12 protein-coding genes, 1 pseudogene and 1 other annotated feature are annotated in these 15,058 nt (G+C 34.6%); of the genes and pseudogenes, 7 read left to right on the forward strand and 6 right to left on the reverse strand.

The window, feature by feature from the left end; all coding sequences use genetic code 11:
• Positions 1-175, reverse strand: a pseudogene (locus tag M014_RS0125790) (helix-turn-helix domain-containing protein); the annotation flags it as partial.
• A 549-nt stretch (positions 176-724) separates the two neighbouring features.
• Positions 725-974: a binding site (T-box leader), on the forward strand.
• 117 nt (positions 975-1,091) lie between these two features.
• Here M014_RS0125790 and M014_RS0125800 point away from each other — a divergent pair.
• A complete protein-coding gene (locus M014_RS0125800; protein WP_026594268.1) occupies positions 1,092-2,432 on the forward strand; it encodes a sodium-dependent transporter in 1,341 nt (446 codons plus the stop codon).
• Between the two features lie 107 nt (positions 2,433-2,539).
• Here the strand turns inward: M014_RS0125800 and M014_RS0125805 are convergent, their stop codons facing one another.
• The 3 genes from M014_RS0125805 to M014_RS0125815 are packed head-to-tail and all read right to left on the reverse strand — an operon-like array spanning position 2,540 to position 5,112.
• Positions 2,540-3,241, reverse strand: coding sequence for a DUF4097 family beta strand repeat-containing protein (locus M014_RS0125805; protein ID WP_026594269.1), 702 nt, complete (start codon positions 3,239-3,241; stop codon positions 2,540-2,542).
• A gap of 28 nt (positions 3,242-3,269) precedes the next feature.
• Entirely contained in the window at positions 3,270-4,202 is a 933-nt protein-coding gene (locus M014_RS0125810) for an ABC transporter permease (RefSeq protein WP_026594270.1), read from the reverse strand.
• Entirely contained in the window at positions 4,195-5,112 is a 918-nt protein-coding gene (locus M014_RS0125815; RefSeq protein ID WP_026594271.1) for an ABC transporter ATP-binding protein, read from the reverse strand. Before M014_RS0125815 ends, M014_RS0125810 begins: the two co-directional genes overlap by 8 nt.
• Before the next feature lie 211 nt (positions 5,113-5,323).
• Between M014_RS0125815 and M014_RS0125820 the strand changes: the two genes are divergently transcribed.
• Both M014_RS0125820 and M014_RS0125825 read left to right on the forward strand, forming a co-directional pair.
• Positions 5,324-7,060 carry a helix-turn-helix transcriptional regulator gene (locus M014_RS0125820; RefSeq protein ID WP_051588628.1) on the forward strand — a complete coding sequence of 579 codons (1,737 nt, stop codon included), beginning with the start codon at positions 5,324-5,326 and terminating at the stop codon, positions 7,058-7,060.
• Between the two features lie 159 nt (positions 7,061-7,219).
• Entirely contained in the window at positions 7,220-8,134 is a 915-nt protein-coding gene (locus tag M014_RS0125825; RefSeq protein ID WP_026594273.1) for an alpha/beta fold hydrolase, read from the forward strand.
• Between the two features lie 50 nt (positions 8,135-8,184).
• Here the strand turns inward: M014_RS0125825 and M014_RS0125830 are convergent, their stop codons facing one another.
• Together M014_RS0125830 and M014_RS0125835 are read right to left on the reverse strand one after the other, a co-directional pair.
• Positions 8,185-8,760 carry a nucleotidyltransferase family protein gene (locus M014_RS0125830; RefSeq protein WP_026594274.1) on the reverse strand — a complete coding sequence of 192 codons (576 nt, stop codon included), beginning with the start codon at positions 8,758-8,760 and terminating at the stop codon, positions 8,185-8,187.
• Positions 8,761-8,838: 78 nt separating this feature from the next.
• Positions 8,839-9,636 carry a lipid II flippase Amj family protein gene (locus M014_RS0125835; protein ID WP_026594275.1) on the reverse strand — a complete coding sequence of 266 codons (798 nt, stop codon included), beginning with the start codon at positions 9,634-9,636 and terminating at the stop codon, positions 8,839-8,841.
• A 162-nt stretch (positions 9,637-9,798) separates the two neighbouring features.
• On the opposite strand from M014_RS0125835, the gene M014_RS0125840 reads away from it, so the two are divergent.
• The 4 genes from M014_RS0125840 (at position 9,799) to M014_RS0125855 (ending at position 14,942) form a co-directional block, all read left to right on the forward strand.
• Positions 9,799-10,464 carry an HAD family hydrolase gene (locus tag M014_RS0125840; RefSeq protein ID WP_026594276.1) on the forward strand — a complete coding sequence of 222 codons (666 nt, stop codon included), beginning with the start codon at positions 9,799-9,801 and terminating at the stop codon, positions 10,462-10,464.
• Positions 10,465-10,695: 231 nt separating this feature from the next.
• Complete coding sequence (locus tag M014_RS0125845; protein ID WP_026594277.1) at positions 10,696-12,135, forward strand: GntP family permease; 1,440 nt, start codon at positions 10,696-10,698, stop codon at positions 12,133-12,135.
• Between the two features lie 108 nt (positions 12,136-12,243).
• Positions 12,244-13,446, forward strand: a complete 1,203-nt coding sequence (locus M014_RS0125850; protein ID WP_026594278.1) for an iron-containing alcohol dehydrogenase — start codon at positions 12,244-12,246, stop codon at positions 13,444-13,446.
• A gap of 56 nt (positions 13,447-13,502) precedes the next feature.
• Entirely contained in the window at positions 13,503-14,942 is a 1,440-nt protein-coding gene (locus M014_RS0125855) for a GntP family permease (RefSeq protein ID WP_026594279.1), read from the forward strand.
• The last annotated feature ends 116 nt before the right edge of the window (positions 14,943-15,058 follow it).

Consider the following 15,058-nt stretch of genomic DNA (forward strand, 5'->3'; position numbering starts at 1 on the left):
CAGGTTGTTGGAAACGATGAGTCTGATCTGTATGATACCAGTTCATCCATCTTTTAATTTGACTTACATTTTTAACCCCCAATGTTTCCATAATTGTTCGGTTAGAATAACCTTCCTTTTTCATTTCAACGACTTTCCATTTTATTTCTTCTGGATAATGAACTCTTTTCTTCAAATGAAAAACACCTCCACTTAATTCGCATTTAGTATGCGAATTAAGGAGGTGTTTTTTTCATGTCCCATTAATGGGGTTCACTTTAATATCGAAGGTTCTTTTTGCTAGAATAGTTATGATTCTTTCGTGGTGAATATTTGTTTGAAACGGTGCGGATTTCCCTTTTCTTCTCGATTTTTTTCTTTTGAAAAAACACTTAAGAGTAGTGGGGTTGCAGAATAAATACTGTCTTTTTCTAATAGGTGTTTCATACCTGACACCATCATATACAGATCTAAAATAACAATGGTAAATAATAAAACAGGACCAAAAACTATCCCAAAAGGTTAACTTAGATAGTTTTAAACAATGTTAAATCCATACAACTAATACTTGTAAATATTTGTTGATTTGGCCAAACATAAGATTTGGGAAGTAGATAGAGCTTTACGTGCAGTTTACCTATAAAAAAATCTCTTTTTCGACAAAAAAATAATTATCTTGCTTGACAGTCGTAAATATAACCGATATAATTCTTAGTAATTTCAAAAGAAATTATATTCAGAATATTAGATTGCGTTGAATAGGAGTAGTAAGGTCATGTGTTTGTACAGAGAGCTATGGGTTGGTGTGACATAGTCAAATAACATCCTGAACTCGCCTAGGAGCAGTAAGGTGGAACAGAAGTCTAATTCTTAGTAAATCTTAACGGTTAACCTTCGATAACAGGTTTGTAATCAAACGATTACTGCTAAGGTGGATTCATAATGGAATCAATGAGAGTGGTACCGCGTTAAGTAAATGGCTTGGCGTCTCTTTATATAAAGAGATGCTGGGCCATTTTTTATTATATATAGGAAGAAATGGAGGTTTTATTTGGATTGGTCAATTATATTTATTTATTAATATAAAAAGATTTAATTAGGAGGAAAATAAGATGAAACAGACGGAGCAATGGACTTCGAAATTAGGTTTTATAATGGCCGCAGCAGGATCTGCAATTGGACTTGGAGCAATATGGAAATTTCCTTATATTGCTGGGAAGAGCGGTGGAGGAGCATTCTTTTTAATCTTTATATTGTTTACGGTATTAATAGGTCTTCCGTTATTGATAGCTGAATTTATGATAGGGCGCAGTACACAAAAACAAGCAGTTGGAGCATTTAAAAGTATCGCACCCAATACAGGTTGGCACTGGATTGGACGCCTTGGCGTTGGAACATGTTTTATTTTGTTATCGTTTTATAGTGTTGTTGGTGGCTGGGTATTAATCTATTTATTCAGAGGGATAATGGGACAATTGATTACACCGCAGCAAAATTACAGTTCTTTATTTACAGAAACAATTGGGGATCCTGTTTGGGCAATCGCTGGACATTTTGCCTTTATGTTTATTACGATTTGGGTTGTATCAAAAGGTGTACAAAATGGAATTGAAAAAGCGAGTAAATATATGTTACCAGCATTGTTCGTTCTGTTTGTAGCTCTTATTGTTCGCTCTTTAACACTTGATGATGCGATGAAAGGGGTCAAATTCTTCTTACAGCCTGATTTCTCAAAAATCACATCAGAAAGTATTTTATTTGCAATGGGACAATCATTTTTTGCAATTAGTATAGGAATTTCAATCATGGTCACGTATAGTTCTTACTTAAATAAAAAAGAAAGTTTACCACGTTCAGCGGTAACGATTGTTGGACTGAACCTGTTTGTTTCTCTATTTGCAGGGCTTGCTATTTTTCCAGCAGTATTTTCACTAGGAATGGAGCCAACAGAAGGACCAGGATTGTTATTTATTGTATTACCATCTGTATTTAGTCAAATTCCATTTGGAAATGTCTTTTTAACAGTATTTCTTGCGCTATTTACATTTGCAACGCTAACATCTGCATTTTCTCTACTTGAAACAGTCGTTTCAGCACTAGCGAATGGACAGCAAGAAAGAAGAAAGAAATTGTCATGGATCATTGGATTTTTAATTTTCTTAATAGGTATCCCATCTGCACTTTCATTTGGTGTATGGAATGATATAACAATCTTCGGCAAAAATATTTTTGACGCGGTAGACTTTTTATCTAGTAATATATTAATGCCACTTGGAGCTTTATTCATTAGTATTTTCGTCTCATTTAAAATGGAGAAAAAGGTACTGGAAGCAGAATTTTTTATTGGCGGGAATTACAGGAAATCAGTATTTATTTGCTGGGTGTTTTTACTTCGATATGTTGCGCCAATTGCGATTGTCATTGTCTTTTTGAATGTGATTGGGATTATTTAAATGAAAATAATTGAATATTAAGAAAATATGCGGTGTATTTAAGGAGAAAAACCAACCGAATTATTAAAAAATGTGGTTGGTTTTTAGCCTGTATAAGTAAATCAATTTTATTTATTAAAAGTTATTCTCCCTTTAACATGATTTACTTTTATTTTATCGCTTTTTGCACCTAAGATGGTAACATGCTTTTCAATATTATTGATATCAGCTGAACCATCTCCAATTTTCGCTCTTATAGATCCTTTTATATCCGTAATAACAACTTTGCCGTTATTATTATCAAGATTAATGTCAGACTTTGTATGCGCAATATCTACATCTCCATCTCTATTTGTTACACTTACAGTTCCATTAACGTTGGAAATGTTAATATTACCGTTGACATTAAGTATATTAATATCTGATTCGAGGTTAGAGACTTTGATATCGCCGTCTCTATGATTTTCGTTAAATTCTACTTTTATGTTCTTAGGTAATGATAGTTTGACATCAACCCAAGTTTCACTATTGCTAAAAAATTGTCCATCAAAAGAAGTGTTTAAAGTTGCAATTCCATTTTTGGCTGAAAGATCTAGTTTTAATTTATCCATGCTAATACCCCTAGCTTTTGCAGTTATAGAAGCTTCTATTTTGTCTGATTTAGGATTCGTGGAAATATCAATATTACCATTTCGGTTATCTAGTTTTAACGTTTTAACATCAGTAGCAGGTAGCTCAAGTTGTTGTTCCTTTGTTTCAGTTTCGGAACTTGAACAACCAGTAAGAATTAAAGTTATTAACATACAGAAATAAATCAATCCTTTTTTCAATGTATTTCCTCCAGTCTTCAAAAAAAGTTTAAGCGACATCTTTTTTTACGAATATAGGGTATGCAATGCCATGCATGATGAATATATGAATTAAGATAAACAGTATAGAAAAAACGAAAGTCATACCTTCTACAGGAGGATTATCATATACGAAACTTGATAAATCCGTATGAGAGAAGATGAAATATTTTGTCCAACTGAAACCTTTTAATGAGATACTCATGACAAAACCCGAAATTGCTACTAAAAGAGAAAATACGATAGAGAATGTAGAACTTTTAAACGCCGCTGAAATCATAAATGCTAAAGTTGCAACAATAATTAAGTAAGGAATCTTAAATAATAAGCTGCCAATTAGTGCCTGAAGGATGCTTGTTTTTTGAACGACATGATCTTTGACAAATAAGTATTCACCATTTATTCCATCAAAGCCTAAAAGAATGCCACTAAATAGAATGGAAAGAAGAAACGTTATCATGATTAAGAAAAATCCAAATAATAACGTAGAAATATATTTAGAAAAATATATTTGTGTGCGAGTCGCGGTTCGTGTTAATAAAAATTTAATTGTACCGGATTGAAATTCACTTGCAACAATTTCACCAGCTATTATGAGTGTAAGAATGGAGATAGCTATTAAAAAGTTCGTACTTTGTCCAATTGTGAAGAACCATGCATTGTTTGTTGGTTTTATATTACTGTCGATGTAATAATTATTTAGTAGAAGTTTTTTTTCATTCTCCATTTTTTCAATAGGTAATTTTAGAGATTCTTTTTCAACTTGAAGCAATGCATTTTCTTCAATAAGAGATGTCTTCCAGTCATCCCCATAATTAACTTGACTGGAAAGCTTTACGTTTAGGAATTGAATGAAAATAAATACAACCATAACACCTACCATAATCCAAGTTCTTTTTCGTTTGAAAATTTTCATGTTTTCATTTTTTATTAGATTAATCATTGTGCACGCCATCTCCAGTCATTTCAATGAATTTGTCTTCTAAAGTTGTTTTCATGGTTTTAATGCCATAAACATTCACTCCATTTTTGGCTAATGTATCGCAAATTTCAGGTATATGTTCTTTACTTATTTTGATTGTAATGCCATTGTGACTTGTTATGATTTCTTCACCTATTACTAATTTTTGTAAGAGTGGGATTGCTAAATCTGTTCGGTCTACTTCAAATTGCACAGCTTGTATCTGTTCTTTTGTAATATCCTTTATATCATGTATACCAACTAGATTTCCTTTGTCTATAATAGCGATGCGATCACACATCATTTCCATTTCGGCCATTAGATGACTTGAAACAACAATTGCTACCTGTTCTTCTGTAGCTAGTTGTTTTAAATGAAACCTTAAATCTCTAATTCCTTGAGGGTCTAGTCCATTTGTAGGTTCATCTAAAATGAGAAGGGCAGGTTTGTGTACAAAGGCAATTGCAAGAGCAAGCCGCTGTTTCATTCCTAAAGAATAAGTGGAAACTTTATTATGAATACTTTTTTCTAACCCAACTAAAGAAACAACTACATCCAAACGTTCTTTTGGAATATTAGGTGTCATTCTAGAAAAGTGAAGGAGGTTATCATAGCCAGATAAAAATTTGTATAAATCAGGATTCTCAACAATCACCCCAACATCTTTCATAGCTTCTTTGAAGTCTTTGCTTGTGTCTTTTTTATTAATTGTGACTGTTCCACTTGTTTTAGAGATTAAGCCAACAATCATTTTAATTGTGGTTGTTTTTCCAGCACCATTGGGGCCTAGAAGACCAAGAATTTCTCCTTTTTGAGCATCAAATGATATTCGATTAACGAGTGTCCGCTTTCCAATTTTCTTAGTTAAGTTTTGTACATTTAAAATACACATATTTTGTTCACTCCCTTAATATTAGTGATGTGTTTCGGTTACAAACATAGCAAAAAGAATGTAATATAAGGCAGTGACAAAGTGTCATAACCTTGCTATGATGAAAATGAAAAAATAGGAAATATAGGGAAAAGGTATAATGTTCATTTGGATAGGAGGCATATGAAAGTTGAATGACATAAAAAATAAGTTAATTTGGCAGGAATGGGTAATGATACTCGTTCGGATTACTTGGATTGTTGCAATTGTTACTTTGACATATCAAGATAACCCAAACTTTCCACTTGAGATTGTTTTTATAAGTACAGTTTTGTCTTATGTCATACCTGTCATGTTATATAAATTACGAAGTGAATTATATGTAGTAACAGAAATTATCTTAGTGGGGGGACTTTCGCTTTATTTTGCTTATACGTATCATTTGGCTCAATTTTTATCCCCTGCAATTTTGACGCTTGCATTTTTTTGCCGTGGAAAACTAAATTTTTATACATTACCTGCAATGATAATTGTCTGTGTATTGGGAGTTTTCTTTAATTTTGGGTTTGATCGTAATAAGCTGCTTCTAAGTATATTTGATGTTCTCTTTATATATGGCATAGGTCATTTGCTACAAAGAGTTGTTTATTCTATGGATGCCATAAAGCAAAAATTAAATTTGATCAAGGATAAGAATGCAATTTTAGAACAATATTCTTCCCAGGTAGAAAGAATAACTCTGCTTGAGGAAAGGGATAGAATGGCAAGAGAATTACATGATACGATAGGCTATAAATTTACTTCGGTTATATTGAGTATGGAAACATTACGACCACATCTAGCAACCAAGGAGGGGGAGGAAAAATTACAAGAAATATTAGATATATCAAGATCTGCATTAGATAATATTCGAAGACAGGTTCACGAAATGGATCCACAAGAAGAATCAAATTTAGATGTGTCTTTATTGAACTTAATAGAGGAGTTTAAAAGTAATACAAATGTTCATGTTGTTTTCCGTACGGTTGGAGAATATTATCCAATGGCTAAAAAACTAAAGAGAACTTTCTGTCGGTGTTTACAAGAGGCAATGACAAATGCAACAAGACATGGGGGAGCTGAAAAGATACAAGTTCTTTTACAATATCATAAAAATTATGTGATGCTTCAAATACAAGATAACGGTATAGGCATGGAAGTTATGCAGGAGGGCTTTGGTTTATCGGGAATGAGAGAACGCCTAAGTGAATATCATGGGAATTTGAGTATTGATTCGACTAAGGATACAGGGACAATTGTGACTTGTTTGATTCCGACCTTACATAAAGAAGAATCATCTGCCCAAGATAAGATTCATATATTAATAGTAGATGATCAACCTATTATTTCAGATAGTTTAGAACTTTTATTGGATAAATACGGTTTTCGCGTATCGGTTGCGAATAGTGGGGTACAAGCCTTAAAACAATGTGAAGAAAGGCAGCCAAATATTGTTCTTATGGATATACAAATGCCTGAGATGAATGGGATTACAACAATGAAGAAAATCAAGCATAGGTGGCCAGGTACTAAAATAATTATGATCACAACTTTTGAGGATACTTCTAGTGTTTCTGAAGCGATTGAAGCGGGAGCAGAGGGGTATGTACTTAAATCTGTTCAACCAGAAGAGTTAGTAGCGGCTATTCGATTAGTACATTCAGGTGGGACAATGCTAGCTCAGGATGTGGCAACTCGCTTTTTTAAAGAATATAGTCCAATACCGAAAAAGCCTCCTTATGAATTGACTCCACGTGAAATGGATGTATTAGGATGTCTTAAAGAAGGACTTCGTTATAAAGAGATTGCAGCAAAGTTGTTTTTATCTGAAGGTACTGTAAGAAATTATGCTTCTTCTATTTATATGAAACTTCAAGTCTCAGGAAGAGGAGAGGCGGTGAAAAAAGCGGTGGATGAAGCTTTTTTATAAAAACGTAAAATCCAATTGGTACTATTTAAATTGAATGTAGCGTTTTTAAACGGAGGATAGAAAGATGTATTGTTATATTACAGATACATAACGTGTACGAATTCGTGGCCCTCCTAATCGTATATGAGATCAAAAGATGAAAAATTGGAGGACAAAGAGATGAAACAAGAAAAGGAAGTATTATTACAAGGCGAAATGATGAAAGTACGTGGAAAAAAGATATATGTGGAGACGTATGGATCAGGAGAAAATCATTCTGTATTGTATCTTCATGGAGGTCCTGGTGAGATGTGTTTTGATTTCACCTACCATCAAGCACATAGATTACAAGATACTTTTCGGCTTATTGCCATTGATCAACGTGGGGTAGGACGTTCGGATGAAATTGGGAAGCAAGAGCAGTTTGGATTGCAGGATCTTATCGAAGATTGTGAAGAGTTAAGGGAGATGTTACGAATTGAAAGATGGTCTGTTATTGGGCATTCCTTTGGTGGTTTTCTAGCGTTGTTATATGCAACGATGTATCCACAATCTATTCAAAAGATTATCTTTGAAGGTCCTACTTTTGATTTTGCATTAACAAGTAGAGCTTTATTGAAAAGGACAGGAGTTTTACTAAAGAAGTATGGAAAAGAAAAGCAAGGGAATGAATGTATGGCTATTGCAGAAAGTAATGCTAGTTCAGTAGAATTACTAGAAGCTTATTCGAAATTAAGCGATGAATTAGGGGATAAAAGAATGGAAATTTATAATTATGTCGAGGATGAAACGGATTATAGCTTATATAGTGAAGAAGAATGGGAAGAGTTTTATGATCGTTCCGAAATTCATTTTACAAGATTGAAAGGGGAAGGGGAAATTTATCAATTGACATTATCAAAATTAAAAGATGTGGAGAACCCGATGTTGCTCATCATAGGAAAACACGATGTGGTAACGTGTGAAGAACAAATTAAAACGTTCAAAAGAGACGTACAAAGTGGTAAAGTCATAGTTTTTGAAGAATGTGGTCATACACCGCATTATGAAGCGGCAGATCGATTCGCAGAAACTGTCATTGATTTTTTGAAGTGAATTAGGAAAAGGTGCTTCCTAAAAATGAGAAGCACCTTTTTTCTTTATGTTTAAATTTCAGGATGGAAGATTGTAATGTTAGGCCATTTACTCTGCCAATTCTTTTTTTGTAATCTCGTTTCATACATATTTGTGAGCTCTTTCGTTTCGAGGAAATGAGGTGTTGGCTTCACTTGCAGTGTGAGAACGTCTTCTATTCCGCAAGGGGCAGTTAGCACCACATTATCTTGTTCATCTAATGTGACTCCAAGAGCAGTCGCTGTTTCTGAGAATTTAGAAATGGCATCGACTGAAGATAAATAAGGTGGCATGTTATTGACTACATGCATGCGAGCTTGATTTTTCACGGACCACGGAATTGTAGAATCTATATGTTTAAGCCTATTTTCTAATTTTTTTTCGGTGGATTCACTAATATGTAATGGGTCGAAATAGATGATATCTATGTCTGGCGTTGGCGTTCTTACGTCATATCCATGAAGAACATCCCAAATTTTAGAACGAACAAATCCAGCGCAAACCCACCAATCAGGAAGTTGTAGGGTTTTTGCGGTCTGTAATATTTTCATCATCCAAGTATCGTTTTGTATGAGTTTAATAATATCTTGCTCTGTTTTAATATACATACATTTCTCTCCTTATTAAATATACTCTTCATTAAGTATTGCTTCTGTTAATCGAGCTGCCATAATGAGAAGCATCATTCACTGCGTAAGTTTAATAATCCATAAAATCCAATATGCACCAGGTACAAATATGAGCTGTGCTAATAATGTACCAAGAAATCTTGAAATCATAAGCCAACCAAACATCTTACTCATTGTATCAGCACCATTTTCTGATTGAAGCGCTCGCTCTGTTAAAAGGGCAATACGTGGATCTAGCAACACAGTTAATAAGATTGTAGCAAATCCATTAATAAGGCCAGAAGCCGTGATTGCTTTCGTTGCATAAGCCGGATTTAAATAAGAAGCATATAAGGCGGAAAGGACCCCCGCAGTATAAATTGCGGTTGCAAACATATTAATTAACATAATTCGTTTTGGAATGCCGCCCACTCGCATACGGTGGATCATTTCGAATTTTGGAAATCTAACATATTTTTTTGTATACTTCAATTTTTGCACATTGTTTGTTTTCATCATTCGAATGAATGAACCATCTGTTTCGAAGCGCTGAATTACATATCCAAAGAGTTTTGTTAAAGTTGGATATAGAATGATTGCGAGCAGTGTACCGATAGAAGCGGATAATAAAACAAGGCGCATCGTACTTTCTAAATTAATTGAAGCGCCACTCTTCGCTTGATCGATAATGCCACCAAGTAAAAAAGCTTGTAGCAAGTTGGATGTTCGTGAAATAAGTAATACCATCCCAACTACAGATAATGCAACGGCAATTTTCTTTAAACGAACACCTGCAAGCCGAATACTATAAGAACTTGTTTCGACGGCATGGATGATAATCGTGAAAGTCATTATAAAAATTAATGTTGTCATCATTTTTGGTCACCATGTTTCTATGAAATTATGCTCATCATACAATAGAACGATATCTACTTTTGAATTGAGTAATAACGTGCACGAAAAAATAAAAGTTAAAAACGAATGAATATTTTGATAATATAGAAAGGATGGTGATTTGTCAATTAGGGGTGGAGAATTATGTATACAACTTTTCTATTTGATTTAGATGGAACATTAACAGATCCGAAAGAAGGAATTGTAAATTCGGTTTTATATGCATTGCGAAAAATGGGAATAGATGAACCGAATCAGAAAGAGCTAGATTCTTTCATTGGTCCACCAATTCAGCATTCGTTTGCAGGTAGATACAGAATGGACGAAAAGCAAGTAGAGCAAGCTGTTACTTATTTTCGTGAATATCTAAAGCGAAGCGGCCTACTTGAGAATTGTGTATATGAGAGGATTCCGTATATTTTACAAGAATTAAAAGATGAAGAGAAACGATTATTTGTTGCAACTTCCAAGCCTACTGTATTTGCAAAACAAGTGTTAGAACACTTTGACTTGATTCATTTCTTTGAAGAAATAGTAGGTAGTAATTTAGATGGAACCCGAATCAAGAAAGATGAAATTATTGAATATATTTTGCATACCAATCCAGAGCTGCAAAGAGAAGAGGTAGTAATGATTGGGGATAGAAAGCATGACATAGTAGGAGCGAATTGTAATGGAATTGATTCTATCGGTGTATTGTATGGATATGGGAGTGAAAAAGAATTACAAGAAGCAGGAGCGACGCATATTGTGAAACATGTCGAAGAGTTGCGAAGCTTTTGTGCAAAAGACAAAAGTTTTAAAATATAAAACAAAAAGGAAAATCCCTTTATAACGAGCGATAGTTAAATTGTTTTCGTTTAAAGGGATTTTTTATATGTAATAGAATAGTAATAAATATGCTATTTTAATCATAAAAATTTTGTTGGAAAAGGGGGAGGAATGTTAGGGTTTGGAGTGTTATAAAAACGATATTTTGTAATACATAGAAAAAATCTAGGGTGAAAGGATTGAATTTTCAATTAAATAGAGGTGAGAGAAGTGGAACTAGTTATTATTTTATTAGCACTTAGTTTACTTATGTTTGTTGCCTATAGGGGATTTTCAGTTATTTTATTTGCACCAATTTTTGCTCTATTTGCAGTATTCTTAACGGAACCTAGTTTTGTACTACCTTTCTTTTCGAATATTTTTATGGAGAAAATGGTAGGATTTATTAAATTATATTTTCCAGTTTTCTTACTTGGTGCGATTTTTGGTAAAGTAGTAGGAATGTCTGGAATTGCAGATTCCATTGCTAAGACAATTATTGAGATAGTGGGTGAAAAACGGACCATTTTGGCTATCGTTTTAATGGGGGCTGTTTTAACTTATAGCGGTGTCAGTGTTTATGTTGTTGTATTTGCAGTATATCCATTTGCTGCAAAACTGTTTCGTCAAGCGAATATTCCGAAGCGCTTAATACCTGGAACAATCGTTCTTGGAGCTGTCACATTTACAATGGATGCACTCCCAGGATCACCGCAAATTCAAAATGTAATCCCGACAACATTTTTTAAAACAGATATTTATGCAGCGCCAATACTTGGTATTATTGGGGCTATTTTTGTCTTAACGTTAGGATTGATCTATTTAGAGAGTAGACGTAAGAAGGCGAAAGCAGCTGGAGAAGGCTATTTTGGTTTTGAAGATGGGGGTTCTGAAATGGCTGCATCACTAGAGCTAGAGCAAAAGAATCATACTGCTCTTCAAAGTATTGAAATTTCGAGATTACAGCAAGTCGTAGCATTTATACCACTTATTTTGGTAGGGGTTATGAATAAGGTTTTTACAATCACAATACCGAAGTGGTATCCAAATGGTTTTGATTTTTCTTCAATTGGAATGAAAGCGTTTGGTAAGGTAGAGCTAAGTGCAGTACTTGGTATTTGGTCGGTAGAATTAGCACTTATCATTGGAATTATAACAACGCTATTATTATATTGGAAGCGTGTGGTGACAGGGTTCCAAGCAGGACTGAATACAAGTATTGGAGGAGCGTTGCTGGCAACAATGAATACAGGAGCGGAATTTGGTTTTGGTGGTGTGATTGCAGCGCTTCCAGGGTTTGCGATTATGCGAGATAGCATTTCTGCAACGTTTACGAATCCACTCGTGAATGGAGCGGTAACAACAAATATTCTTGCTGGTATTACAGGTTCGGCTTCAGGAGGCATGGGAATTGTTTTAAGTGCTATGGGTGATAAATTTATTGCAGCGGCAGAACAATATCATATTCCGCTTGAAGTTATGCATCGTATTGTCTCTATGGCATCCGGAGGAATGGATACACTGCCACATAATGGGGCAATTATTACAATCCTTACTGTTACAGGATTGACACATAAACAATCGTATCGTGATATATTTGCTGTGACAATATTGAAAACGATTGCTGTATTTTTAGTAATTGCTGTTTATACATTTACAGGAATTTACTAATAAAATTATTAGTCTGGGAGGAAATAATAAAGCGAAGTAGAATATTAAATTTGATAATTTATGTAGTAGAAGGTTCACATTATAAAATATTTAGTAGGGAAAGAAGGGGTGGGTTACTTGCAAGAAATCGCAGAATTTCGTATGCCAAAGAACGTTTTATATGGGAGAAATTCACTAGATAAATTAGGAGAACAAGCAATTAAGCTAGGAAAAAGAGCTTTCATTATCAGTGATTCTATTATGAAAAAGCTTGGCTATATCGATGCGTGCGTGAAACTACTAAAAGCAAAAAAAATAGATGTTATTACCTATGAAAATGTAAATGCCGAACCAACAAATATTCATGTTTCGGAAGCGTTAACGATATGTGCAGAGTCAAAATGTGATTTGGTTATTGGACTTGGTGGAGGAAGTTGTATTGATGCAGCAAAGGCTGTAGCAGTTCTGTTTACAAACGGGGGAGAGATTGAAGATTATGTTCAAAATCAAGTAGAAATAGAAAAGCAAGCCTTACCTCTTATTGCAATTCCAACAACATCTGGTACAGGCTCAGAAGTTACAAGTGTTGCTGTGATTACAAATACAAAAACAGATGTCAAAATGATGATTAAGCACACAAATTTCACACCACAAATAGCGATTATCGATCCTTTATTGACATGTTCTGTTCCGCAGAATATTACTGCAGCAACAGGTATTGATGCACTATGTCATGCAATTGAAGCATATCTTTCTAGATTTTCACAGCCGCTTACAGATGTATTAGCACTTGCGGCAATTGGAACGATTATGAAACATTTGCGGATTGCTTATGAAAATGGGACAAATATAGAAGCACGAGAAGCAATGATGATTGCTTCCTTACAAGCTGGCATTGCCTTTTCAAATGCGTCGGTCACTTTAGTTCATGGAATGTCACGTCCAATCGGAGCACTATTTCATGTACCCCATGGGATATCAAATGCGATGTTATTACCAGCAGTTTTAGATTTCACAAAGGTTTGTTGCGTCAAGCGACTTGCAGATATCGGACGGTACATCAATCCAGATTTACATTTACTTCCTGACGAAGAGGTTGCTAATCATGCGATTTTTGAAATAAAGAAACTTTGTTTGGATCTACGTATCCCGAATCTTAAAGAGTATGGAATTGATCAGGTTGAATTTGAAAATGCTCTTTCAAAAATGGCGAAAGATGCACTAGCTAGTGGAAGTCCGAGTAACAATCCACGCATTCCTTCTTATCATGAGGTGAAAAAATTATATCGTATATGTTTTGACTATCAATATGAAACTTCTGTGAGTGTGTAGTGAAAATTCTGAATATTTTTGAAATATTTCCTCGGAAATGAAAAGGGGTGCAGGAGATGGAATTAGTAATTATATTATTGGCTCTTTGCATGCTGATGTTTGTTGCCTATCGTGGTTTTTCAGTTATATTGTTTGCTCCAATTTGTGCACTATTTGCGGTTTTATTAACAGAACCAAGTCACGTATTACCTTTTTTCTCTAATATCTTTATGGAAAAAATGGTTGGATTTATTAAATTATATTTTCCTGTATTCTTACTCGGAGCCATTTTCGGTAAGGTAGTAGAAATGTCAGGTATTGCGGAGTCTATTGCAAAAACTATTATTCAGCTAGTAGGTGTGAAACGATCCATGCTAGCAATAGTTCTAATGGGGGCTATATTAACTTATAGTGGTGTTAGTTTATTTGTAGTTGCTTTTGCGGTATATCCATTTGCAGCTAATTTATTTCGAGAGGCTAATATTCCAAAACGATTAATACCGGGAACAATTGCTCTTGGAGCGATTACGTTTACAATGGATGCGCTTCCGGGGACACCGCAGATTCAAAACGTTATTCCAACCACGTTTTTTAAAACAGACATTTATGCAGCACCATTTCTTGGAATTATTGGGGCAATCTTTGTATTTCTTGTTGGTATGTTGTATTTAGAAAGAAGACGAAAAAAGGCCGAAGAAAGTGGCGAAGGATATTATGGGTTTGGAGATGAAAATCCTGAAATGGCTGCTACAACAGAAACAGAACAAAATATAAAGCCAGCTATTCCTGCTTCTGAAATCACACCGCTTCGTCAAGTACTTGCTTTTGTACCACTTATTTTAGTAGGGGTAATGAATAAAGTGTTTACAGTATTGATTCCAACCTGGTATCCAAAGGGGTTTGATTTTTCATCGATTGGATTAAAGGCGTTTGGTAAAGTGGAGCTTACCGGTGTGCTAGGCGTATGGTCTGTGGAACTGGCTCTTTTAATCGGAATTATTACAACGATAATTTTAAATTGGAAACGCTTAGTTACAGGGTTTCAAGCTGGCTTAAATGCAAGTATTGGTGGTGCATTGCTTGCTGCTATGAATACGGGAGCTGAATATGGATTTGGAGGAGTTATAGCAGCATTACCTGGTTTTGGTGTCATTCGAGATAGTATTTCTACAACGTTCACCAATCCACTTGTAAATGGCGCAGTGACTACAAACGTTCTTGCCGGGATTACTGGATCAGCATCAGGAGGTATGGGAATCGCTTTAAGTGCGATGTCAGAGAAATATATTGCGGCAGCTGAACAATATAATATTCCATTTGAGGTCATGCATAGAGTTATTTCAATGGCATCAGGAGGCATGGATACATTACCGCATAATGGTGCCGTTATCACATTGTTGGCAGTAACTGGATTAACACATAAACAATCATATCGCGATATTTTTGCAATTACGATTATTAAAACATTGGCTGTTTTTGTGGTGATTAGTGTTTATAGCTTAACGGGAATTGTATAATATTTGTGATAGTTGGATAAAACACGACTTTAAAGTTTAAGTGAAAGTCGTGTTTTATTGTATGGAAAATATATAATAATAATAGAAAAATAATCTGTTATTCCAAACAAGGAGGA

It is taken from the genome of Bacillus sp. UNC437CL72CviS29, from assembly GCF_000482345.1.
GTDB classification, from domain to species: Bacteria; Bacillota; Bacilli; order Bacillales; family Bacillaceae_G; genus Bacillus_A; species Bacillus_A arachidis.